Here is a 20,617-nt window from a genome sequence, read left to right as displayed (position 1 = left end):
AAAGTTGAAAACGGCATTATCTTCCGCTAATTTCTTTGCCGCCTCCCATCAAATAAAGTAACGCCATTCGCACAGCAACCCCGCTGGTTACCTGTTGTGAAATCAAACTAAACTGCGGATCATCCATCAAATCAGAGCTAATTTCTACCCCCCGATTGACCGGGCCGGGATGCAAAACTTTTACCTGCGATCGACACTGTTGAAGGCGATCGCGCGTCACGCCAAACTGTTGATGATATTCTCGCAAACTGGGCAACAAATGGCTGGTCATTCGCTCTTTTTGCAGCCGCAAAGTCATCACAAAATCAGCATCTTGAAGGGCGGGATCGAGTGTCCAGTGAATAAACAATTTGCGATCTAAAGAATTGTCATCTTTGACATAATCAGCAAACCATTTGGGCAACAACGTTGGCGGTGCTGCTAAATGCACTTCAGCCCCACTCGCGGTCAGACTCCAGATATTAGAACGAGCGACGCGAGAATGCAAAATGTCACCGACGATCGCGATCTTTTTGCCTTTTAGTAATGACAATCGTGGGTTTTCTGAGTCGAGCAAGGTGCAAATCGTAAACAGATCTAGCAGCGCTTGAGACGGGTGTTCGTGCTGTCCATCCCCGGCATTCAACACGCCCACTTTCACGCCTAGACGATCCATTTCGGCGGCGATCGCTTGCGGCACTCCCGCTTCTTTGTGGCGAATCACCATCATGTCGGTGCCCATCGCCAGATAGGTTTTTGCGGTGTCTAAAATCGTTTCTCCTTTGCTCAGAGAAGACGTGCCGGGGGCGAAATTGAGCGTATCGGCAGAGAGACGTTTGGCGGCGAGTTCAAAACTGCTGCGGGTGCGGGTCGAAGATTCAAAAAACAGGTTGGCGACGACTTGACCTTGCAGCGTGGGCACTTTTTTGGTGCGGCGAGACAGCACTTCTCGAAAGCTACTGGCCGTTTGCAGCACGATGTCGTATTCCGCAGGGGAAAAGTCTGCGAGAGAAAGTACATGATGACGAGTCCAAGACATGAAAATTGTGAGGAACGATACAGCAGAGATCAATCACTCAAATATTCATAACGCAAAACGACCCCTTGCGGGTAACTCGAAGCGACCCCTTGCGGGTAACTCAGAGAGATCGCCTTCTCATTATCCTATGCTCAAATTGTCTGGTGATCGGCACCGCAACCTTTAGCTTAACTGCATCAAGGACTAGCGCGAACAAACTTCAAATCTTGACGGTGAAAGTCAAATCGGGCATCCTCGATCGCCGTGATCACTCGACAATTCAACCAGCGCCCTTTTTTTCCTGGCAACCCATCCGCCACTAGACAGACTCGGTAGGGCTGATTTGCGTCCAGGTTTCTGGTGATCATGCCTGTCGCTCCGGCTTTAGTTAAATGAAGTCTATTTAAGAGAACTGGTTGTGAAAGCTTACAATCCGGCAAACCATTCGTAGCCTTGATCTTCCCAGTAGCCTTTGCGGGGAAATAGGCTGTTGGTTAATGTAATGCGGGTCACCCATTTACTTTGTTTGTAGCCGAGTTTGATCGGGGCAGCCAGTCGGAGCGGGGCCCCATAGTCGATCGCCAGTTTCTCCCCATTTTTCTGATACGCCATCAGCGTTTGTGGATGCAGACAGGAGGCTAAATCCCAACTTTCGTAGTAGCGATCGGCTGACTGAAAGTACACATATTTCACGCTTTCTTTAGGCTGTGCCAGGGTGATCAAATCGCGCAAACGCACGCCGCCCCACTGCACGATCGCCGCCCATCCCTCGACGCAGACATGACGAATCACCATCGAAGTCAACGGCAGTTTGTAAATATCATCAAGACTAAGCTGCATGGGTTGATTGACCTCGCCATCGATCGTTAATCGAAAGGTTTTTGGATCAATTTCGGGCGTAAATCCGAAGGTATTAATAATTAGCTTGTTTGGCTCAATTTTGCTAATCGGAAATTCTGGAACGGGCGTTTGCGGCTTGAGTAATAATTCTTCAACTCGTTGGTTAAGAGGTTCAGAAACAATCCCCACAAGGTCAGCCAGCGGACTCAACGCACAGCCACCGAGCAGCAAACCACCACTCGACAAACCCGCAGTTTTTAGAAATTGGCGACGGTTAACTTGCATTTAGTCCTCGATCTTTAATCTGCGCCAAAACATCGATTCAAGTAACGGAGAGCCACCGACTTTGAGGGCGAGCAGGGAATGCACGATCGCAAACACAATCACCGTCGGCACCGTCATAAAATGCACCACGCGCATCGATTGCCAATCGCCAAACATTTCCACAATCCAGGGAAACTGAGCAGGTTTGTACATACCCATACCGCTGAGAATTGAGAGGAGCAGAATGGGAACGATCGCGGTATAAACCACCCGATGCCAGGCGTATGCTTTGCGTTTGGGATTTTTGCCGATTTGCAGTGCTTTGAGATCGTTGAATCCGACAAAACGATGTTTCCAGCGACGGCTAATCAGAATGTAGAACCCATACCAGAGTAGGTTGAGAGAAAATAGCCACATGCCAAAAAAGTGCCAGTCTCGACCGCCAGCCAGCCAGCCTCCTAGCAAAAAGATCGGCGGAATCTCCAGCCCGGCTCGTCCTCCAAAAACGGGGTTGGCGTTGTAGATTTGCAGTCCGCTGGTCAACATAATCGACAAACTGACCACATTTGCCCAATGAAATACTTTGGCTAGAATCGCTTGTTTGGGCAACAGGGGCGGCTTTGAGCTTTGAGCGGAGTCAGCAGTCATGGTCAAACAATCCGGTATTCTCCCTCACTATTGTCATACAAATTACCAAAAAACGTGAGTTAAGCAGTCTCAGTTTGAGCTATCCGCTAGGAGTTTTTTCAGAAGTTCGATGAAGGTTTTCGCTGCGTTGTTTAGTGCTTTTGCCCCAAGCTGCCAATCATGGGGATTTTAAGGCAAGTGTTCTGGCTTAGGATCGTGAATTGAATAAGATCGATGATTGCCTGGTTGCTTCGCCCCCTAAATCCCCCAGTCTGGGGGACTTTGAGAAAGCAGACATTCTAGAATTTAAGGCAGTTTCGCGGTTCAAAGTCCGCCAAATTTGGGGGATTGAGGGGGCAGAAGCCGAATTAAACGACGCGAAGCCGCGAGAATTACAGGTTGTTTAATTCACGATCTTTAAGGTTTCGTACTGAGGGATTTAGGAGTCATTTTTGAGTGAATCACTACAGAGAAGCATTTCTCGAATTCACGTTGAGCTATGTCAAACCAGGCAGGTAAGGCAAATCGGTGGTTCCTACTGGATATCCAAGTTGGGTGAGCAGGGTTGTCAATTGACCGCGATGGTGAGTTTGATGGTTAAAAAAGTGGGTGACTAATAGCCAAGCGGGACGAGTGTAAGAATTAACGGGCTGAGTGACACTAGTGTAGGTAAAAGGCTCGTTGAGCCATGAATCTGAAAGTTGAGCCGCCCAGGTGAGAATCTGGCGATCGCTCCTCTCACGTTCTTGGCGAAGTTCCTCAAAATCAGCGTACAAATCTTGATCGAGTCTGGCAACAAAGGGAGTTTGGGTAAAGCGTCCCAGCCAGATGCGATCGCCCACCAAAATATGATTTAGCGTACCGTGAATGGACTTGAAGAATGCACCCAGATCTTCTTTGCGCTTGGCATCGGGAATGTTGGCACAGATTTCATACAGGTTTTGATTCATCCAATGGTTGTAGGCGGCCAGGGTGGTGTAATTGTTCATATTGGCTCACTGCGAACTACCTTTGATCTTCTGCCAAAATGCACCGTTGTCAAGACGATCGCTAATACCAAAAACATTTCGCCAGAAAGCCGTTCAGAAAAGAGAATTGCAGCGGCAAAAATTGTCACAAATGGTTGAAGTAACTGAAGTTGACCAATTTTAGCAATACCGCCCATTTCTAACCCTCTGTACCAGGCAAAGAATGCTAGAAACATACTAATGAGACTGACATAAAGAAAGCCAATCCACGCAGATAAGACATTGTGATCGCTGGAAATCGTCACGGTCGAGCAAAAGAGAGGAATCGCGATCGGTAATGAGAAGACCAACGCATAGCAGATCACACGCCAACTGCTGATTTCTTTCGCTAATCTGGCTCCTTCTGCATACCCAAAGGCTGCACTGATGACTGCGAACAATAAAGCAATATCTGCCTTGTGTAAAACGCCGCCACTGAGGTCAATGGAATAAAGCACGATCGCTGAACTGCCAATCAATCCTGAAATCCAATATCCCAAAGATGGTTTTTCTTTAGCAAGAATGACGGCAAACAAGGCGGTGAATAAAGGAATCAGACCAACGACGATCGCACCCTGAGAAGCCGGAACAGATTCCATTGCATAAGCGCTAAACAATGGGAAGCCAAACACAATTCCCAATGCTACTGTGATCAGTCGTCGAGCTTGTCGAGGCGTTGGTTTTCTGCTTTTGGTGATTACGAGTAGTAATAGACTGAGTATGCCAGGAATAATCGCTCGACCTACACCAACAGCAACGACTCCAAACAAAGGAATAGCCGCTTTTGTCGCAGGTAACGTCAAACCAAATCCACAAACGCCTAAAAGCCCAAACAGGTATGCCTTAAATTCGTCTTTCATTCAAAAATGCTGAATGTGAGCTTTGACGATCGCATCTGACGTAAATTCAATCATTGGATGCAAGTCAAAAATTTTGTCTTAAAGTTCCCCAGAATTGGCAGCTTGGGGATCAGAAGTCTTGAACAACGCAGCGAAAAAACTTGCTCAAACTGACCTCATTTGAATTCTCCAGCAGCTTCAACTACCAATTGTGATGTTGATCCAGCCAAGCCCGAACTTCTGCTTCAGAATTAAGGGTGCTAGAGGTTTGATTGGTTGGATTGTAGATTTGATAGTAAGTGTTGCCGCAGCGATCGCGCTTCTCTGTAATTCTCGGTTCTAAACTTGTTGTCATTGCATTCATTAATCCATGCAAAACTTGACGGAAACGCATTGCTGATTCTCCTGTGTTACGATTTCAAACATTCAATTTTTGAGTTACTCTACGATTCATTTTCTCTGATCTTTCTTGAGCAAAACAGAGGCAGTTAAGCTAAATTGTGATGGGTACAGTTCTAGCTGGGACAACTGTAATGGTTGAGATCGCCCCAAACTGTATTGGTTCCCCTCAAAAGAACAGCTATGAAAGTCGAACTAATCGAAAAATCTCAGGACAAAAACCTCTACCAACAAGTCGCCGATCGACTTCGCAAACTGATTCTTGAAGGAACGCTACAGCCGGGCGATCGTCTACCTTCTGTTCGCAAACTGCATCAACAACTCTCCGTTAGCATCTCTACAGTTCTCGAAGCTTACCGATTGTTAGAAGACCAGGGATGGATTGGAGTGCGCCCCCAGTCGGGATATTTTGTCAAATTGCGCTTGATCACACCCGCCGAACCCAATCAGTCTGAATTGCCCAAACCCAACTTGCCTGTCGAAGTTTCTCTCGCTTACCGACTCGGCGTGACCAAACTTGACCCTACACAAATCAACTTAGGGGCAGCCGTTCCTAGCGTGGAATTGTTGCCGATCGCTACCCTCAATCGCCTCATGAGTCAGGTAATTCGCGCCCATGCCGACGCAGTTCATTCTTATTCGCAACCCAAAGGCTGTGAGAGTCTGCGTCACGAAGTTGCCAGGCGATTGATGGATGCTGGGTGTTCGGTTAATCCCGATGCAATGGCGATTACCAATGGGACAGCAGAAGCGGTTTATTTGTCCCTTCGAGCCGTGACTCAGCCAGGGGATGTAGTCGCGATCGAGTCCCCTTGCTATTACGGTCTGCTCGAAGCTCTGGGTGCCCTTCATCTCAAAGCTTTAGAATTACCCACTCATCCCAAAGAAGGCATTTCTCTAGAGCATTTGGCAGCCGTTTTAGAAAAGCGTCAGATTGCGGCCTGTGCTCTGGTGACAAACTTTAGCAATCCTCTGGGAAGTTGTATGAGTGATCTCAAAAAGAAACAACTGATCACTTTGTTGGATGAATACGATGTGCCGCTGATCGAAGATGATATCTATGGAGATTTGTATTTTGAAGGCACTCGGCCCAAAGCGGTCAAAGCCTTTGATACTCAGGGACGTGTTTTATATTGCGCCTCTGTTAGCAAAACCCTTTCCCCTGGATTGCGCGTCGGTTGGGTTGTGCCAGGACGTTATCAAATGCAAATCGAACAACTCAAAATGACCATGAATTGGACAACTGCGATCGCCCCCCAACTCACGGTGGCCGCCTTTCTCGCTAGTGGAGGATACGATCGCCATTTGCGTCATCTGCGGCGCGCTTATCAGCAACAAGTCGATCGCATGACTCAAGCAATCTGCGAATATTTTCCACCCGAAACAAAGGTGACGCGCCCCAACGGTGGCTATGTGGTGTGGTTAGAATTGAGCAGTCATTTTGATGCCATGATTCTATATGAACAAGCTCTCGAACAACACATCAGTATTGCTCCCGGTGTCATGTTCTCGCCCTTTGGCAACTATCAAAACTGTCTGCGCCTCAATTGTGGAATTCCCTGGAGTCAGGAAGTCGATCGGGCAATGCAAACCCTGGGAGCGCTAATCAAACAACAGTTGTCCAGATAAAGTTTTTCGCTTGACCTTGAATTGTCCCTACCTGGGCATTCTGAAAATAGGCGAATTTGATGGAAGTGACTCGCTGCGGTTGTTAATTCAGGCAGATCTCTAGATCCCCCACGAGTAGAGGACTTTGAAGCAGCATTCTTCTCTCAAAGTCCCCCAAAATTGGCAGCTTGGGGAGCAGAAGTGCCGAACAACGCAGCGAAACCCCTTCATCGAATTTACGTTAAAAATCAAGACGATCGCATTCACGATGACCAACCAACCTCAACACGATGATGTCGTCCTGGGCGGGTCTCAAGTCCCGACGGGAGGGCTGATTTTAGGCGGATTTGAGGGACTGAGACGACGCTTAAAAAGTCCGATCGCCACCCACCGATCTGCCGCGCTGATCGAATCTCTTCAGTCTGGAGAGCGAGGATTAAACTTGGTGATTCGGGCGCTCAACGATCGCTCAGAAGAGGTTCGGCAAAGTGCTTATTTGTTGCTCAAAGACCGATCAGAACCGAGAGTTCTCAAAGCAATTCAACAGTATTACGTCAGCTTGAACTATGAATATCTGCGAAGTCTTTTGGCAGCAAAACGGTGGCAAGAAGCCGATCAAGAAACAAAAGTCGCTATGTTCAAAGCCTGCGGATTGCGGTTGACCGATCTCTCCGAGATACCCGCAAGGGGTCGCTTGACTTCAGAACGCATTGCGATCGACTTCCCCTGTCAAGATTTACAGATTCTCGATCAGCTTTGGATGGACTACAGCGGCGATCGATTTGGCTTTAGTGTGCAGTCTGCTTTTTGGCAAAAAATAGATGCAACCTTTTGGGATAAATCAGAAGTTTGGAGGCGGTTTGGCGATCGAGTCGGCTGGCGGGTCAATCGTTTGATCGATCACCATTGGAAACGCTACGACCAACTGACATTTAACCTGAAAGCACCGACAGGTCACTTGCCCTACTTAGGCGACGAATTTGGCATTTTTACAATAGAAGCGATCGCAACTCGAATACGTTCTTGCACCCTAGGAAACTAATTAGAATTCAAAATAAAACTGAATTTCTGAATGGAGAATGATCAACTATAAACGGTTAATTAATCACTCTCCTAACAGCTAAATGTTTACCGCTAATTTAACAACGTTGCAACGGTGCGATTGCGACTGTGACCATTTTGAGCAAAGCGATCGACCAAAAGTTGACGATACACTGCCTCATACCCATCCACCATTTGTACAACATCAAAATGATTGGCAATGTGATCACGACAAGCCTGACGATCGATAGTATGCACCTGATCAAGCGCATCAATACATTCGTCAACGCTGTGACACAAAAATCCTGTCTTACCGTGGACGATGATTTCGGACGTAGATCCTAGCTCCATCGCGATCACAGGCGTTCCGGCGGCCATCGACTCCACCATCACCAAACCAAACGGTTCTCGCCAGGTAATCGGAAACAGAGTCGCCACCGCATTCCCCATCAGCGTATTTTTTTGAACGTGATTGGCTTCCCCTAAATACTCAATCTGCTTGCCGTCAATGTAGGGTTTGATCAGTTCCTCATAATACTCAACGTCTACGCGATCGACCTTGCCCGCAATCTTTAAATGCCAGCCTGTGCGTTTTGCGATCTCGATCGCCGTGTGAGTTCCCTTTTCTGGTGAAATACGCCCTAAAAAAGCCAGATACGGGTCTTGATCTGGCTGCGCATAGAATTTATGACTATTTGTATTAATACCGTTATAGACCGTCGCGACGTAATTTAAGCCTAATCTCGGTTCTCTTTGAGTGTTTGAGATACTGACATAAGGTTGGTTACGAGCATGTTTAAAGAGCTTTTCGTTATCCATTGTAAAAGCCCCGTGGAGGGTATGCACCGTGGGCGTTTTGACGAGAGGGGCACAGGGCAAAGCAGCACAACCGATGTGAGAATGAATGATGTCAAACTCTTGCGATCGCTGATACACCTCGCTCAATTGCAACATTTCATAAATCGCATGTTCTTTGACATTGCCATCTAACCGTAGCGCACGGGGATGAACCGCCTCGATCTCAGCCAAACTGTGAGAATCACCACTGGCAAACAATGTCACCTCATGACCTCGACGCACTAACTCATCCGTGATCAAGCTGACAACTAACTCAGCCCCCCCATAAGCAGGAGGAGGAACACTTTCCCAAAGGGGCGCAATCTGAGCGATTCGCATATACAAGTCTCCAGATTTACAAAAAAAATATTATCTGGTTATGACTTTACAAAACACTTAGAGATTTTTCATCCAACCGTGGGAGGATTACTGAGTGATACTTTTGTCAACGAGTTAGAGAACGCCTAACGATCGAGCCAAACAATACCCTGGCTAGATGCCAATGTCGCTGCCAACTATACTCAGAGCAATGGATGTGAGCGAAAACAAACTAACCCCCCTGGAGCATGAGAGCGGCACTCCCGATCGTCGATCCTACAAACAATCTCAAGTCCAATAATTAGTCGGGTCATTCGATCGCCTCAGCGAGGGTTAGTTCGATGAATTTTTTTGCTGCAATCACATAAACGGTGGCATCAGCGAAGAAAGAAGTGGTGCCCGATTTCGCTTGAGACCGATAGATGTAAGGCAACTGGGTGTCGGTCGGGGTGCCATAGCACGGAATCAGATGCAGGTCGATTGCCAATCACTGCTAAGGGACTTGCGTAGAAATAACCTCCCAATGCTTCTCTAGCTCTTCGACTCGTTGCTCTAACCCCGTGATGCGTTGCAGTAATCCTTCCACTAAGGCAATCACCGCATCTTCTGCCTGAGCATACACGGCACAGATTTCTGCTCGACTGATTTCTCGCTTCGGAGGGGTCTCGCTCAATGTCTTTGCCTCTTGCACCTGCCCGCTTCCCAGAAGCGTAGTGTCTCTCTTGCCCGCCCTCAATTCGTTACTAAGATTTAAGCGTGAGTAGTTACTTTCTGTTCATTGCTCTGGATCTCTGTAATCTTCTGCTGCGCCTGATTTACAAGAGATTGGAATTTGTCTGCAAAGCCGACCATGACGATAACCTTGCTGTCTTTTGAGCAAGCCATAACTCAGAAAGGGTAGAATCATTGTTCTCACGCTGGGTTATGAGCTAACGTCTTCAAGCTTTGACCTCCCAACCTAGAATCCTGAACTACTGTCTATACCTAGATTTAAGCAGCCAACGTTCGTGTTCAGCGGCAGCTAACATCCTTCGCATCCCACCCATAACCTCTGTTCCGTCTGCTGCAACACTATTGTTAGACTGCGATCGCTATTGCACGATTGAAAACCTAACTATGCCTGCTGCATCTCTCTCCAAGACTGCGAAAGCACTTTCCCTGACGACTTTGCAAAGACAAACGTTAACAACAAACCTACAGCTAAATCTGGAAGTACAGAGTGCGTCAGAAAAACTAACCCTGCTGCCACAAGAACGGACGTATTCGCAATGATGTCATTTCGTGAACACAACCACACAGAAGACATATTTAAGTTATCCTCCCGGTGTCTAGTCAACAGCAGCAGACAGAATAAATTGGCAAGTAACGCTAAAACTCCAACCGTACTCATGATAGTTGCTTCCGGGATTGTGCCCGCAAATAGTTGATAGCTTGCTCTTGCGAAAACTGCAATTGCAAACAAAAACATGATGATTCCTTTGAGAAATGCTGACCCAGCCTGAGCTTTACTGCCCTTGTTAATGACATATAAACTGCTGGCATAGACCAACGCATCACCTAACATATCGAGTGAATCTCCGGTTAAGGATAGCGAATCTGCTCGAACTCCTGCCCCAAACTCAATGACGAACATTCCCAGATTAATGAACAGCACCGCCCAAAGCACCTTGGCTTGCTGTTTTTTCAGTTTTGATAGCTCACTACTCTTATTTTGGCAACAATTGTCGCTCATAGCCCACTTTTTACTCAAACATTCAAACTAATGTTAGAACGTTACTGCAAAAAAGTCTACATTCAAACCAACACTGGAATGTTTCACTCGGCAAGTTGCTTTAAAGCGTGGCAAAGAATCTCAGCTACACGCTGGTCTTTCAAGGAGTAGTAAGCGAGTTTGCCATCGTTTCTGTACTTCAAGATTTTGAGGTCGCGCAGTTTTCGCAGGTGATGAGAGGCAGACGCGATCTTGCCTTCAAGCAGGGAAGCCACATCACAGACACAAAGCTCTTGACCGTCGCTGAGAGCATGGAGAATCTTCAAGCGTGACTTATCTGCCAAAGCACCGAAAAGAACTTGAGCATTTTCCAGAAGATCGTCTTCTGGCAGTGCGTCACTCACCTGAGTAACTAACTCCGCGTTAAAACATCGAACTTGGCAAATGTCGCTTGGCTTGGCTTTAGTCACAAATCTTGACGGGCACGAGTTTTACAACTTAATTCTAGTTAATTACAGTAACTTACGGAGGCGTTCATAATTGTGACCGTCAGCTTTGCTGGGGGGTCTTGAAAGTCCGGAATCAGACCCCAAATACTTTCGATAGCCTGGCTTCCTTATTCTCCTTGCACTAACTCAGGGAGAAATTAACATAGCAGTCAGGAATGTTTTTCCTTGGCTCGATCGCGCTCACTGTTGAGTTGCACTTCTCAATGGGCAGACACTATCGAGTCCGGGCGACTTTGGATTTGCAGGAGCGGTTTCTAATGGTGTCGTCTGGCATTCTGCCGGACATTGGCGACAGTATTGACGACTTTGTGCCTAGTTGAGCGCGATCGTCTCCAATCAACTCGCCCTGCTCAAGTGGGATGGCAGCAGTGACTTGATCACCGAGTACCAGGTGATTCGCATCTTGCCCAACTATCATCTTCAGCGACCCCTTGCGGGTAACTTGAAGAGATCGTTCACTCGATTTGACTGGGTGATGGATGACCCTGCTCTGATTCAGGTGAAGGAACTGAACAACAATGTCATTCAACTGTAGGATAGGCGTTGCTGAATCACAGAATGAATTGCCCTCAATCTGGAGGGGAACCAAACGTTCAAAGTCCCCCAATTTTGGGGGATTTAGGGGGCGAAAAGATGGACACTTCTTACAGATTTATCCCTTCAATCAGCAACGCCAGGATACGACGATAGAAAAGATTGAGATCTGGCATCCGTCCCAACCCCCACCCCGCCATTTATGACAGGCTTATTTTGGAAGTTTGTTGAAAGAGGCTACACTCCTGACTCAGTTGAGCTTCTAACCCATTTCAATGGATTTTGCACCGTTAGCCTCGGATTGATTCGAGGGCGGGTTACTCGGAAAGTTGCAAGATTTCAGTTCACAATTACCGCTTTTGCGATCGCAAATACAACTCACGTATTCATCAATACTGCTTTTGCGATCGCAGTTTCTAAACTCACGAAGACAAATACTGCTTTTGCGATCGCAGTTTCTAAACTCACAAAGACAAATACTGCTTTTGCGATCGCAAATACAACTTTGATGAAGACAAATACTGCTTTTGCAATGACTAATCACTAACCACTCATAACAAAACATGAATTCGATGATCATCCTTCGCTACGGTTGCCCATCCGGGCAGCCCCCTAAATCCCCCACAAGTGAGGGACTTTGAACGAGAAATATTGTCTCAAAGTCCCCCAAAATTGGGGGTTGGAGGGCAGAAGTGCTGAACAACGAAACGAGAAAACTCCATCGAATTCACGTTAACAAAATGAGCAATGATTGCAATCCACAGAATTAGCCGCAGAGTTAACCCCACAAAAAACAGCCCTGAAACCAGCTTCACAAGAAACGGTTTGGGGCTGCTTAATTTAGATTTGCAGATTTAGAAACCGAAAGACATTAAATGCTGCTCGTCAACGTCGTGTGTTCTCCTTTGATCAGTTGCCCATCCACATCCAGATTGACCGGAATCGGTTCGACATTCCAGATTTCTTTGCAGTACTGGCTGATCGTGTTGTCAGACGAAAATTTGCCCATCCGCGCCACATTTAGAATCGATTTGCGAGTCCAACTGGTCTGGTCTGTGTAAGCCTCGCTCACCTGATCCTGACAGTCGAGATAAAACTGGAAGTCTGCCAGCAGCATGTACTCGTCTTTGAACAGCAAGGAATCAACGATCGACTTAAACAAATCTGGCTCCTTGGGCACAAAGAACCCGGACGCAATCTGATCGATCACCTGCTTAAGTTCGGGGTTGTCGTGATAGTAGTGCATCGGGTTATAGCCCTGCGACTTCATCACCATCACTTCTTGCGCCGTCAGCCCAAACAAGAAGAAATTCTCTGCGCCCACTTCTTCGCGGATTTCAACGTTGGCTCCGTCAAGGGTACCGATCGTCAGGGCCCCGTTGAGTGAAAATTTCATGTTGCCTGTGCCAGAGGCTTCTTTGCCAGCGGTCGAGATCTGCTCAGATAAGTCAGCCGCAGGATAAGTAATCTGCCCCAGTGAGACGGAGAAATTCGCCAAAAACACGACCTTGATCAAGCCTTGAGCATCCGGATCATGATTCACGACGCTGGCGACTGAGTTGATCAATTTGATCACCAACTTCGCCATAAAGTAGCCTGGAGCCGCCTTTCCACCAAAGATGAAGGTGCGAGGCGTAATGTTCAGAGATTTTAGCGTTCCATTCGCAGCGGCACGTTTGATCCGGTTGTACAGCGTGATCACATGCATGATATTGAGCAGTTGACGCTTGTATTCGTGAATCCGTTTCACTTGAATATCAAACATCGAATCTACATCAATCTCAAGATCATTGTTTGCTTGGATGTAGTCCGCCAGCGTGCGCTTGTTGTCTTGCTTGATCTTACGCCATGCCGCTTGGAATTCGGGATCATCTGCAAAGGCTTCTAGCTTTCTTAGATCGTCCAGATTTTTGAGCCACTGATCCCCAATTTTGCTTGTAATTAGTTGCGACAGTACAGGGTTACTCATCAGCACCCACCGCCGCGGCGTTACGCCATTGGTTTTATTCTGGAACTTTTCTGGATACATCTCAAAAAAGTCATGCATCACATCGCGCTTGAGCAATTCGGTATGCAGGGCGGCGACTCCATTGGTCGTGTGACTGCCCACAAAAGCCAAATGCGCCATGCGAATGTGCTTTTCGGGGCCTTCTTGTACCAGTGACATCCGCTCAAGTCTGGCTTTGTCATTGGGGAACTTTTGACGAATCTCATCTAAAAAGCGGTAGTTGATTTCGTAAATGATCTCCAAGTGTCGAGGCAGCAACCGCCCAAACAGACCGACCGCCCAGCGTTCCAGCGCTTCAATCAGTAGCGTGTGATTGGTGTAGGCAAAGGTTTTGCGCGTAATCTCCCACGCTTGTTCCCATTCGAGGAAATGCTCATCAATTAGCAAGCGCATCAATTCTGCAACGCCGATCGACGGGTGCGTATCATTTAACTGAATCGCTACTTTGTCGGGGAAGGCATCAAAGTTGTCATACGATCGCAAATACTGGCGAATAATATCTTGCAACGAACAAGACACAAAGAAATACTGCTGTTCTAAGCGGAGTTCCTTACCCTGGGGCGTGTTGTCGTTGGGATACAGAACCTTGGAGATATTTTCAGAATAGGTTTTGTCGGCAACCGCTTGCGTATACTCTCCAGCATCAAACACCTGGAAGTTAAAGTCTTCACTGGACTTAGCACTCCACAGACGCAGCGGATTCACCGTATTGTTCTTAAATCCGGGGATCGGCGTGTCATAGGGCGTTCCATAAACTGTATTGCGAGGCATCCACCGGACTCGATAGTGACCATTCGCATCCGTGTAGGCTTCGGTGTGGCCGCCAAACTTAACTTCTACCATGTAGTCAGGGCGAGCAATCTCCCAGGGATTGCCAAATCTCAGCCAGTTATCGGGGCGTTCGTGCTGCCAGCCGCCTGCGATCATTTGGTCAAAAATGCCATATTCGTAGCGAATCCCGTAGCCCATTGCTGGAATTTGCAGCGTCGCCAACGAGTCCAAAAAGCAAGCGGCGAGTCGTCCAAGACCACCATTGCCCAGACCGGGTTCTTCTTCGCGCTCTAGCAAATCTTCGAGGTTTAGCCCCATCTCTTTGGTGACGGCTTGCATCTGGTCATAGATGCCCAAATTGGTCAGATTATTTATTGAGAGCCGACCAATCAGAAACTCTGCCGAAAGATAGTAAACGGTCTTGGTCTCCTTCTCTGCGTATGCCTTGGCGGTTTTAATCCGCCGATCGATGAGTCGATCGCGCACCGTGTATGCCAATGCCATGTAGTAGTCATACAGAGTGGCGAACCGCTCGTCTTTACCTTGAATGTAGTAAAGGTTATCGGTGAAGGCGCGCTTGATATTTTCCAGCGACATTCCGGTACGATCGTTCTTAACAGACATAGGCTTGTTGCTTGATCTCTTATTGATTGGCTTAGTAAACCCAACTTACGAACCCTACAGCCGTCGATCGTCTGAATTAAGTGCCCGAAAATACAGCGAGGGTAATTTACTAGAAAAATTAAGATTTGCTGGTTCGTAGTGGGTGAGTCGTGATGTGCGTTAGCCTACCACTTTCTGACAAGGTTTATACGGTTTAGCGAGTTTGGGTCACTCTCCAGAGTGCGGCGTTTTCATTTTAGAACAAGTTCAAGTGAGGAGGGAGGAGGGAGGAGGGAGGAGGGAGATGACAAGTGAAGCAGTAAAAATCTTTAACGCTCAATTCCGAACCGTCCTCATCCCTCATCGCGAAGCGGATTACTCCCAAAGGGGGAACAGATCATCAGAGTTCTCCCTCATCCCTGCTTGAGAACATTGCTGAGAATCTCGATCAATCGATCGACGTGTGATTTCTCGATAATCAATGGAGGCGACAGGGCTAGAATATCGGCGGTGTTGCGAACGAGTAGTCCTTGCTCAAAACAACTGACCATCGCGTTATAAGCCCGAACTCCAGGTTGGTTAGGAGTGGGTGCAAGTTCGATGCCAGCAATCAGCCCGATATTGCGGATGTCAATTACGTTTGGCAACCCTTTGAGAGAATGCACCGCGTCTTCCCAATAGCTGGCCAAATTTTTGACGCGATCGAACAGTCCTTCTTCTTCGTAAATATCCAATGTGGCTTGCGCGGCGGCACAGGCGAGCGGATGGCCGGAATAGGTGTACCCGTGGAAGAGTTCGATCGCATTCTCTGGCCCATTCATAAAAGCGTCGTAAATGCCATCTCGCGCAAATACTGCTCCCATTGGAACCGTGGCATTTGTAATTCCCTTAGCGACAGTAATTAAGTCAGGAATCACGCCAAAATAGTCGGTCGCAAATCCGGTGCCCAGACGACCAAACCCCGTGATTACTTCGTCAAAAATTAGGAGAATGCCGTACTTATCACAAATGGCTCTGAGCTTCTGCAAATAGCCTTGAGGCGGAATCAGAACGCCTGTTGATCCGGCAACAGGTTCGACAATCACAGCGGCAATATTAGAAGCATCATGCAGGGTGACAATGCGCTCTAACTCGTCGGCAAGATGGGCACCCCACAGCGGCTCACCTCGACTAAAAGCGTTTTGTTCTAAATTGTGCGTATGCGGTAAATGATCGACACCGGGAAGCAGACTGCCAAAAAACTTACGATTGGGCGCAATGCCGCCGACTGAGATGCCGCCAAAGCCAACGCCGTGATATCCGCGTTCTCGACCAATCAAGCGCGTCCGAGTGCCTTCTCCCCGAACTCGATGGTAAGCCAACGCAATTTTGAGGGCCGTATCGACAGCTTCTGATCCAGAGTTTGTAAAAAACACATGATTCAAATCACCGGGCAGCATTTTTGCCAAGCGATCGGCTAACGCAAACGGAGCCGGATGGCCCATCTGAAAGGTTGGCGCAAAATCCAAAGTAGAGACTTGCTGATGAATCGCTTCGACAATTTTTTCGCGACAGTGCCCTGCATTCACACACCACAGTCCTGCCGTTCCGTCTAACACCTCGCGATCGTCGATCGTCGTGTAGTACATTCCTTTTGCAGCAGCCATCAAGCGAGGCTTGGCTTTAAATTGGCGATTGGCCGTAAAGGGCATCCAGAACGCATCGAGACTGTCAGGAAGGTCGATCGTGGTCATCAGAAAGTTCCTCTATCAATAAACTAACTATTAACAAACTAAGCAGATGGACTAAACGTAGTTTTTGGCTATCTTCTGAAGTAAATTTCAACCGCTCAATACAGGGTCATAGAGTCTACATATAACAAAAAACCCTGACGATGGTTGCAGGGTTATCAAATATTGATTTGTGAATCGTTCAGGAAAGCTTGATAGAGGCATGACAATCCACGCCTCTAGGATAGGAACAGAACTTAGGAAAACGGTCAGCCTCAACGAAAGGTCAACCGCCCTCTGATCAACCTGCTGCTTTTTTGCGGCCTCTGGTCGAAGGCGTTTTAGTCGTCGTCGCTTTGGGAGCCGCTTTTGTTTTGGTGGCAGCGGGTTTTGCTTTGGTGGTCGCTGTCTTGACGGGCGATTTGGTCGCAGCAGCAGCCTTGGTAGAAGCCCCTCTCGTGCGTTTTGCAGGAGCCTCAGCCGGGGCTGGTTCTTTTTCGGGGGCAGATGCGCCGTTTTGTAGATTTAGCGTTTCGGGCGACACACTTAAGTTTTGGCTTTTGCGTCTTCTGCGTGTTTTCAGCTTGGTTCCATCTTTATCTTTGCGGGCAGAAGAAAGATAATACTTTAGCGTTGACGGACTGATTTCGACTCCCTTCTCCGTTAGCATCTTTGAAACTTCTGCGTAGCTATACCCCCGATCGAGTGCTGCCGAGATCTGATCTTTGAGCAAATCGATTGCTTCGCGCAGTGACCAAATTTCTTTCGGCTTTTCCGGCAAGTCTTCTAATATCGAAGCGGCTTGATCGATCGAACCCTTCGAGACTAGCGTTGACGTGGGTGATCTCCTTTTGGTTGTGACCATTGCTCTGTTCCTATTGTTTAAATGACGTTGACTACTTAACTCTGGTATTCCCTGACAACAGGTTTTTTAACCCTAAAACTTGACCTGGGGTATTGGCTGGTTGAGATTATTAGTTTAACTTTTAGTCTCTTGAGCCGTTGATGAACCTATCATCATCATGACCATCGTCGTCAATTATAGAGACATTTTAGAATTTAGAATCAATTCTAAAAAAATTTATTTTCCCGTTGGCCAGATCCATTCCCAAGTTCTCACCTTAGAGGTCTTTCTAGCTTGTCAAATCTGATCGCACAAGGAGACCTAAACGCTACCCAACTGAGTCAGACTTTGTTGACCAACTCGTTTGCGGATGATTAACCCAAGCGTTGAGCGATCGTATAGAACAACGGTGCTAAGACGAGGGCAGGAAGAAATGCAGCAATGCTTAAGGTTGTGACTTCTAGCAGATTTAAACCTAATCCCAAAATCATCAGTCCGCCGACTCCGGAGGTGAGTAAAACTTGGGGCGCATTGACGGGATCGGGCAGCACTTGAGACAACAATCCGGCAAACAGAGACAGTCCGCCTTGATAAATCAGCAGTGCGATCGCGCTAAACCCCACCCCGATTCCATAGCTGCTGCTGAATGCGATCGACGCTAACCCATCCATTGCCGACTTGATTGATAGGAGCGTGTTGTCTCCTGACAAACCATTTTTGAGGCTGCCCAAAATGGCCAGCGGCCCGATGCAAAATAACAAGCTGGCAGCGACAAATCCTTCTGTAAAACTGCCGCCTCCTTTAAAGAGATCTCTCAGCAGGTTCCCCAGTTTTTGCAGCTGGGCTTCAATCCGTCCCCATTCACCCAAAAGACCGCCTAGTACGATCGCCAACAAGCCCAAAATTACTCCGTCAACTCGCCCTACTTGAACTTTGAGCAGGCTGTTGGCCATGGTGATGCCTAGAAACACGGTCAGCAGTCCTAATCCCTGGGTAATGATGCGCTGCATTCGAGTGGGCAGGCTGCCTCTGGCGAAGAGTCCGATCGTCGTTCCTAAAATCACAGTGACGACATTGATCCAGGTGCCACTCGTTTTATCCCAAAGGGTGAGCGTGAGTAGAGACGATAGAGAAGAAGCTATCAAAATTAAATTCCATTTGTGACAAAGCTTGATTTTAAGGGATGGAGGAAGTTAGTAGGAAATCGGTTGTAGCCAAAGCTTGTCTAATCCTGGAGCTTTAGAAGCTGTTTGTTGTTTAAATCAAACAAATCGAGTTTGATGAAGGTTTTTCGCTTCGTTATTGAGCGCTTCTGCCCTCCAAGCTGCCAATTCTGGGAGACTTTAAGAGAGGAATTCTAGTTCAAGGACTCGTACAGAGCGGGGAATTTGAGGAATAAGTCGAATCAATGGACAAGGTGAGTGTTTTGATTGAATTTACGTTTTATTAAACAGCGATCGAGAGGTAAGTCCGGAGCATTTTGCAGGCGATCGAATTTAGAAGCGGTCTATGTCTAAAGAAAATGAATACTCTATCTAACAGCGTATTTTTGCCGGAACTCACGCTACTCATATTGAAGTATTAGTATTCTATCTAAAGGCAGAAACTGAAGAGTGCACAAAAAGTTAGTATCAGTCTGAGTCTTTAAAGAGACTGCTAATTCAGTATTTATACGAATGCAGTAGTCGTTTTTGGAAAGACAGTAGATGAATTTTAATATGTTTATCTACAGGCAGACCTCTGCTTATTTACTTTGTTCTGCTTGATTTCTAGAACAATTTTTCACTGTCCCATTCAGCATTACGTCATGACAAACGTTAGCAATCTGGCACTGATAGAGGAGTTCTTTTTGTTGATGCAACGCCCCGGTGACGCTGAATCTGAGCCTACTTTGATCACAGCAACGATCGACCTTTCTGAGTTCGATTTTACAGAGGCAGAGTTGCAAAAGCTGAGAAGACTAACCCGCAAGTTGGAGCTGTCGCTTTTGACTGAGTTTTGTAAGTACTTTGAAGCGGCTTCGGTAGTGGTAGAGGTTCGGTCTGATTAGATATTTGTCTTATTGACTAAGGTAGATTATCGAATTTGAGTAGGTCGAATAAACTGTCTCTTGAGGACGATAAAGGCGATCGACAATTTCAACTCTTGGCAGAGGAATTAGGGTGCATTTCTTTTTAGATTGAGTCAATCCAAGATTCGGCTTTATCTCAATCGCTACATTGAATGAGAGAAGCTAATCCTTCAATCCAGTTAAGGAGTCGGTTATGAGGTCTCTCAATATGATTGCTTCTCCCAAATTCAACCCCGATCAAGTTGTGCAGTTTGTGGGCGGTGAGGGCAAAGTCAGAAGTCATTATCCAGATTCGGGTAGCTGGTCATATAAGATCGAGATGGCAATGGGGCCAGAACCCGATATGGGCAGAATTGGCTATGAGACGACGATTTTGCTGCTTGAGACAGATTTGCGTCCCGTAGAGTGATGCTCATGTTCATCAACCTCTATCAAGCTCCATAAGGTTATTAGTGATCGACCAATTGAATCATTAAACCAGGTTAGCGATCGTTCACCGTTGACTAGGAGATTTCTATTAAATTTAAATATTTTTTAGACCTGGGAGTTTTTGATCCACATGGGCTGAGAAGATTTAGCTCTTTATATTAGAGGGAGTGGATCACGTTGGGCAAACTGACGAGGGCTGCGGAAGCCTCGATCGGCGTTATCCTAAATAAGTTCTTCTACAATGGGTGAGAAGCTTTTCTTTCTGATTACCCCTGGAGTCATGATGACAGACGCAAAGAATGTATTAGGCGGAACGTTGGAGAGTTGTTCGATCGACCCAATGACCGGATTTTTTCGCAACGGCTGCTGTGAGACGGGGCCTCAAGATGTGGGAACTCATGTCGTTTGCGCTCAAGTGACGGATGACTTTTTGAGCTATACAAAATCGCAGGGCAACGATCTCAGCACCCCGATGCCGATGTATGAATTTCCAGGACTCAAGTCGGGCGATCGATGGTGCCTTTGTGTTTCGCGCTGGAAGGAGGCTTTGAATGCTGGGTTTGCTCCTCCGATCGTGCTTTCAGCCACCCACGAAGCTGCTCTCAAAGTTGTTCCTCTCGAAGTGTTGAAAGAACACGCTATCTAGTCAGC

At 47.2% G+C, this 20,617-nt stretch carries 25 protein-coding genes; 9 read left to right on the top strand and 16 right to left on the bottom strand.

Going from position 1 to position 20,617, the window contains the following annotated elements; genetic code table 11:
• Window positions 1-16 precede the first annotated feature (16 nt).
• The 4 genes from ACKFKH_RS12890 to ACKFKH_RS12875 form a co-directional block, all read right to left on the bottom strand.
• The gene (locus ACKFKH_RS12890) at window positions 17-1,018 is read right to left on the bottom strand and encodes an aspartate carbamoyltransferase catalytic subunit (RefSeq protein WP_446858706.1); all 1,002 of its coding nucleotides are present in this window, start codon (window positions 1,016-1,018) and stop codon (window positions 17-19) included.
• 176 nt (window positions 1,019-1,194) lie between these two features.
• Entirely contained in the window at window positions 1,195-1,365 is a 171-nt protein-coding gene (locus ACKFKH_RS12885) for a hypothetical protein (RefSeq protein WP_446858705.1), read from the bottom strand.
• A gap of 58 nt (window positions 1,366-1,423) precedes the next feature.
• Window positions 1,424-2,122, bottom strand: a complete 699-nt coding sequence (locus ACKFKH_RS12880; protein WP_446858704.1) for a molybdopterin-dependent oxidoreductase — start codon at window positions 2,120-2,122, stop codon at window positions 1,424-1,426.
• On the bottom strand, window positions 2,123-2,749 hold the full coding sequence (locus tag ACKFKH_RS12875; RefSeq protein ID WP_446858703.1) for a cytochrome b/b6 domain-containing protein: 627 nt from the start codon (window positions 2,747-2,749) through the stop codon (window positions 2,123-2,125). It abuts the gene before it with no gap.
• 200 nt (window positions 2,750-2,949) lie between these two features.
• On the opposite strand from ACKFKH_RS12875, the gene ACKFKH_RS12870 reads away from it, so the two are divergent.
• Window positions 2,950-3,135: a hypothetical protein gene (locus tag ACKFKH_RS12870; protein WP_446858702.1), complete on the top strand. Its 186-nt coding sequence runs from the start codon at window positions 2,950-2,952 to the stop codon at window positions 3,133-3,135.
• Between the two features lie 90 nt (window positions 3,136-3,225).
• Here the strand turns inward: ACKFKH_RS12870 and ACKFKH_RS12865 are convergent, their stop codons facing one another.
• From ACKFKH_RS12865 to ACKFKH_RS12855, 3 genes are all read right to left on the bottom strand, one after another.
• A complete protein-coding gene (locus ACKFKH_RS12865; RefSeq protein ID WP_446858701.1) occupies window positions 3,226-3,717 on the bottom strand; it encodes a DinB family protein in 492 nt (163 codons plus the stop codon).
• Entirely contained in the window at window positions 3,714-4,595 is an 882-nt protein-coding gene (locus tag ACKFKH_RS12860) for a DMT family transporter (RefSeq protein ID WP_446858700.1), read from the bottom strand. The genes ACKFKH_RS12865 and ACKFKH_RS12860 overlap by 4 nt, the downstream gene beginning before the upstream one ends.
• A gap of 181 nt (window positions 4,596-4,776) precedes the next feature.
• Window positions 4,777-4,968 (bottom strand): hypothetical protein, encoded by a 192-nt coding sequence (locus ACKFKH_RS12855; RefSeq protein ID WP_446858699.1) that lies wholly within the window; start codon window positions 4,966-4,968, stop codon window positions 4,777-4,779.
• A 188-nt stretch (window positions 4,969-5,156) separates the two neighbouring features.
• On the opposite strand from ACKFKH_RS12855, the gene ACKFKH_RS12850 reads away from it, so the two are divergent.
• Together ACKFKH_RS12850 and ACKFKH_RS12845 are read left to right on the top strand one after the other, a co-directional pair.
• The gene (locus ACKFKH_RS12850; protein ID WP_446858698.1) at window positions 5,157-6,602 is read left to right on the top strand and encodes an aminotransferase-like domain-containing protein; all 1,446 of its coding nucleotides are present in this window, start codon (window positions 5,157-5,159) and stop codon (window positions 6,600-6,602) included.
• Between the two features lie 124 nt (window positions 6,603-6,726).
• The gene (locus ACKFKH_RS12845; RefSeq protein WP_446858697.1) at window positions 6,727-7,623 is read left to right on the top strand and encodes a GUN4 domain-containing protein; all 897 of its coding nucleotides are present in this window, start codon (window positions 6,727-6,729) and stop codon (window positions 7,621-7,623) included.
• Between the two features lie 92 nt (window positions 7,624-7,715).
• Here ACKFKH_RS12845 and ACKFKH_RS12840 read toward each other — a convergent pair whose 3' ends face one another.
• The 5 genes from ACKFKH_RS12840 to ACKFKH_RS12820 all read right to left on the bottom strand — a co-directional run bounded on the left by ACKFKH_RS12840 (window position 7,716) and on the right by ACKFKH_RS12820 (window position 10,892).
• Window positions 7,716-8,798 (bottom strand): glycosyltransferase family 4 protein, encoded by a 1,083-nt coding sequence (locus tag ACKFKH_RS12840; RefSeq protein WP_446858696.1) that lies wholly within the window; start codon window positions 8,796-8,798, stop codon window positions 7,716-7,718.
• Window positions 8,799-9,087: 289 nt separating this feature from the next.
• Window positions 9,088-9,264, bottom strand: coding sequence for a hypothetical protein (locus tag ACKFKH_RS12835; RefSeq protein ID WP_446858695.1), 177 nt, complete (start codon window positions 9,262-9,264; stop codon window positions 9,088-9,090).
• A gap of 6 nt (window positions 9,265-9,270) precedes the next feature.
• Window positions 9,271-9,450 carry a hypothetical protein gene (locus ACKFKH_RS12830; protein WP_446858694.1) on the bottom strand — a complete coding sequence of 60 codons (180 nt, stop codon included), beginning with the start codon at window positions 9,448-9,450 and terminating at the stop codon, window positions 9,271-9,273.
• Window positions 9,451-9,891: 441 nt separating this feature from the next.
• Entirely contained in the window at window positions 9,892-10,527 is a 636-nt protein-coding gene (locus ACKFKH_RS12825) for a cation transporter (protein ID WP_446858693.1), read from the bottom strand.
• A 65-nt stretch (window positions 10,528-10,592) separates the two neighbouring features.
• Complete coding sequence (locus tag ACKFKH_RS12820) at window positions 10,593-10,892, bottom strand: ArsR/SmtB family transcription factor (RefSeq protein ID WP_446858692.1); 300 nt, start codon at window positions 10,890-10,892, stop codon at window positions 10,593-10,595.
• Window positions 10,893-11,152: 260 nt separating this feature from the next.
• Between ACKFKH_RS12820 and ACKFKH_RS12815 the strand changes: the two genes are divergently transcribed.
• The 3 genes from ACKFKH_RS12815 to ACKFKH_RS12805 all read left to right on the top strand — a co-directional run bounded on the left by ACKFKH_RS12815 (window position 11,153) and on the right by ACKFKH_RS12805 (window position 12,078).
• Window positions 11,153-11,317 carry a hypothetical protein gene (locus ACKFKH_RS12815; protein WP_446858691.1) on the top strand — a complete coding sequence of 55 codons (165 nt, stop codon included), beginning with the start codon at window positions 11,153-11,155 and terminating at the stop codon, window positions 11,315-11,317.
• Window positions 11,314-11,532 carry a hypothetical protein gene (locus ACKFKH_RS12810; RefSeq protein WP_446858690.1) on the top strand — a complete coding sequence of 73 codons (219 nt, stop codon included), beginning with the start codon at window positions 11,314-11,316 and terminating at the stop codon, window positions 11,530-11,532. Before ACKFKH_RS12815 ends, ACKFKH_RS12810 begins: the two co-directional genes overlap by 4 nt.
• A gap of 201 nt (window positions 11,533-11,733) precedes the next feature.
• Window positions 11,734-12,078, top strand: coding sequence for a hypothetical protein (locus ACKFKH_RS12805; protein ID WP_446858689.1), 345 nt, complete (start codon window positions 11,734-11,736; stop codon window positions 12,076-12,078).
• Between the two features lie 324 nt (window positions 12,079-12,402).
• Here the strand turns inward: ACKFKH_RS12805 and ACKFKH_RS12800 are convergent, their stop codons facing one another.
• From ACKFKH_RS12800 to ACKFKH_RS12785, 4 genes are all read right to left on the bottom strand, one after another.
• Window positions 12,403-14,934, bottom strand: a complete 2,532-nt coding sequence (locus tag ACKFKH_RS12800) for a glycogen/starch/alpha-glucan phosphorylase (protein ID WP_446858688.1) — start codon at window positions 14,932-14,934, stop codon at window positions 12,403-12,405.
• A 392-nt stretch (window positions 14,935-15,326) separates the two neighbouring features.
• Entirely contained in the window at window positions 15,327-16,646 is a 1,320-nt protein-coding gene (locus tag ACKFKH_RS12795) for an aminotransferase class III-fold pyridoxal phosphate-dependent enzyme (protein ID WP_446858687.1), read from the bottom strand.
• A 277-nt stretch (window positions 16,647-16,923) separates the two neighbouring features.
• Window positions 16,924-17,487: a hypothetical protein gene (locus ACKFKH_RS12790; RefSeq protein WP_446858686.1), complete on the bottom strand. Its 564-nt coding sequence runs from the start codon at window positions 17,485-17,487 to the stop codon at window positions 16,924-16,926.
• 353 nt (window positions 17,488-17,840) lie between these two features.
• Window positions 17,841-18,611 carry a DUF554 domain-containing protein gene (locus tag ACKFKH_RS12785; protein WP_446858685.1) on the bottom strand — a complete coding sequence of 257 codons (771 nt, stop codon included), beginning with the start codon at window positions 18,609-18,611 and terminating at the stop codon, window positions 17,841-17,843.
• A gap of 662 nt (window positions 18,612-19,273) precedes the next feature.
• Between ACKFKH_RS12785 and ACKFKH_RS12780 the strand changes: the two genes are divergently transcribed.
• The 3 genes from ACKFKH_RS12780 (at window position 19,274) to ACKFKH_RS12770 (ending at window position 20,612) form a co-directional block, all read left to right on the top strand.
• A complete protein-coding gene (locus tag ACKFKH_RS12780; protein ID WP_446858684.1) occupies window positions 19,274-19,516 on the top strand; it encodes a hypothetical protein in 243 nt (80 codons plus the stop codon).
• Between the two features lie 214 nt (window positions 19,517-19,730).
• Window positions 19,731-19,946 (top strand): hypothetical protein, encoded by a 216-nt coding sequence (locus ACKFKH_RS12775; protein ID WP_446858683.1) that lies wholly within the window; start codon window positions 19,731-19,733, stop codon window positions 19,944-19,946.
• A 303-nt stretch (window positions 19,947-20,249) separates the two neighbouring features.
• Window positions 20,250-20,612, top strand: coding sequence for a DUF2237 family protein (locus ACKFKH_RS12770; protein ID WP_446858682.1), 363 nt, complete (start codon window positions 20,250-20,252; stop codon window positions 20,610-20,612).
• The last annotated feature ends 5 nt before the right edge of the window (window positions 20,613-20,617 follow it).

The organism is Phormidesmis sp. 146-20 (assembly GCF_052939475.1).
The sequence above is the reverse complement of the archived record's forward strand: the minus strand, read 5'-3'. Positions and strand labels throughout refer to the sequence as shown.

What these genes read in the sequence shown, in the direction of transcription:
- ACKFKH_RS12775 (WP_446858683.1), top strand. Translation starts at nt 19,731, where the DNA reads ATGAGGTCTCTCAATATGATTGCTTCTCCCAAATTCAACCCCGATCAA.
- ACKFKH_RS12795 (WP_446858687.1), bottom strand. Translation starts at nt 16,646, where the DNA reads ATGACCACGATCGACCTTCCTGACAGTCTCGATGCGTTCTGGATGCCC.
- ACKFKH_RS12800 (WP_446858688.1), bottom strand. Translation starts at nt 14,934, where the DNA reads ATGTCTGTTAAGAACGATCGTACCGGAATGTCGCTGGAAAATATCAAG.
- ACKFKH_RS12875 (WP_446858703.1), bottom strand. Translation starts at nt 2,749, where the DNA reads ATGACTGCTGACTCCGCTCAAAGCTCAAAGCCGCCCCTGTTGCCCAAA.
- ACKFKH_RS12770 (WP_446858682.1), top strand. Translation starts at nt 20,250, where the DNA reads ATGACAGACGCAAAGAATGTATTAGGCGGAACGTTGGAGAGTTGTTCG.
- ACKFKH_RS12780 (WP_446858684.1), top strand. Translation starts at nt 19,274, where the DNA reads ATGACAAACGTTAGCAATCTGGCACTGATAGAGGAGTTCTTTTTGTTG.
- ACKFKH_RS12880 (WP_446858704.1), bottom strand. Translation starts at nt 2,122, where the DNA reads ATGCAAGTTAACCGTCGCCAATTTCTAAAAACTGCGGGTTTGTCGAGT.
- ACKFKH_RS12885 (WP_446858705.1), bottom strand. Translation starts at nt 1,365, where the DNA reads ATGATCACCAGAAACCTGGACGCAAATCAGCCCTACCGAGTCTGTCTA.
- ACKFKH_RS12890 (WP_446858706.1), bottom strand. Translation starts at nt 1,018, where the DNA reads ATGTCTTGGACTCGTCATCATGTACTTTCTCTCGCAGACTTTTCCCCT.
- ACKFKH_RS12805 (WP_446858689.1), top strand. Translation starts at nt 11,734, where the DNA reads ATGACAGGCTTATTTTGGAAGTTTGTTGAAAGAGGCTACACTCCTGAC.
- ACKFKH_RS12815 (WP_446858691.1), top strand. Translation starts at nt 11,153, where the DNA reads ATGTTTTTCCTTGGCTCGATCGCGCTCACTGTTGAGTTGCACTTCTCA.
- ACKFKH_RS12855 (WP_446858699.1), bottom strand. Translation starts at nt 4,968, where the DNA reads ATGCGTTTCCGTCAAGTTTTGCATGGATTAATGAATGCAATGACAACA.
- ACKFKH_RS12850 (WP_446858698.1), top strand. Translation starts at nt 5,157, where the DNA reads ATGAAAGTCGAACTAATCGAAAAATCTCAGGACAAAAACCTCTACCAA.
- ACKFKH_RS12790 (WP_446858686.1), bottom strand. Translation starts at nt 17,487, where the DNA reads ATGGTCACAACCAAAAGGAGATCACCCACGTCAACGCTAGTCTCGAAG.
- ACKFKH_RS12860 (WP_446858700.1), bottom strand. Translation starts at nt 4,595, where the DNA reads ATGAAAGACGAATTTAAGGCATACCTGTTTGGGCTTTTAGGCGTTTGT.
- ACKFKH_RS12840 (WP_446858696.1), bottom strand. Translation starts at nt 8,798, where the DNA reads ATGCGAATCGCTCAGATTGCGCCCCTTTGGGAAAGTGTTCCTCCTCCT.
- ACKFKH_RS12865 (WP_446858701.1), bottom strand. Translation starts at nt 3,717, where the DNA reads ATGAACAATTACACCACCCTGGCCGCCTACAACCATTGGATGAATCAA.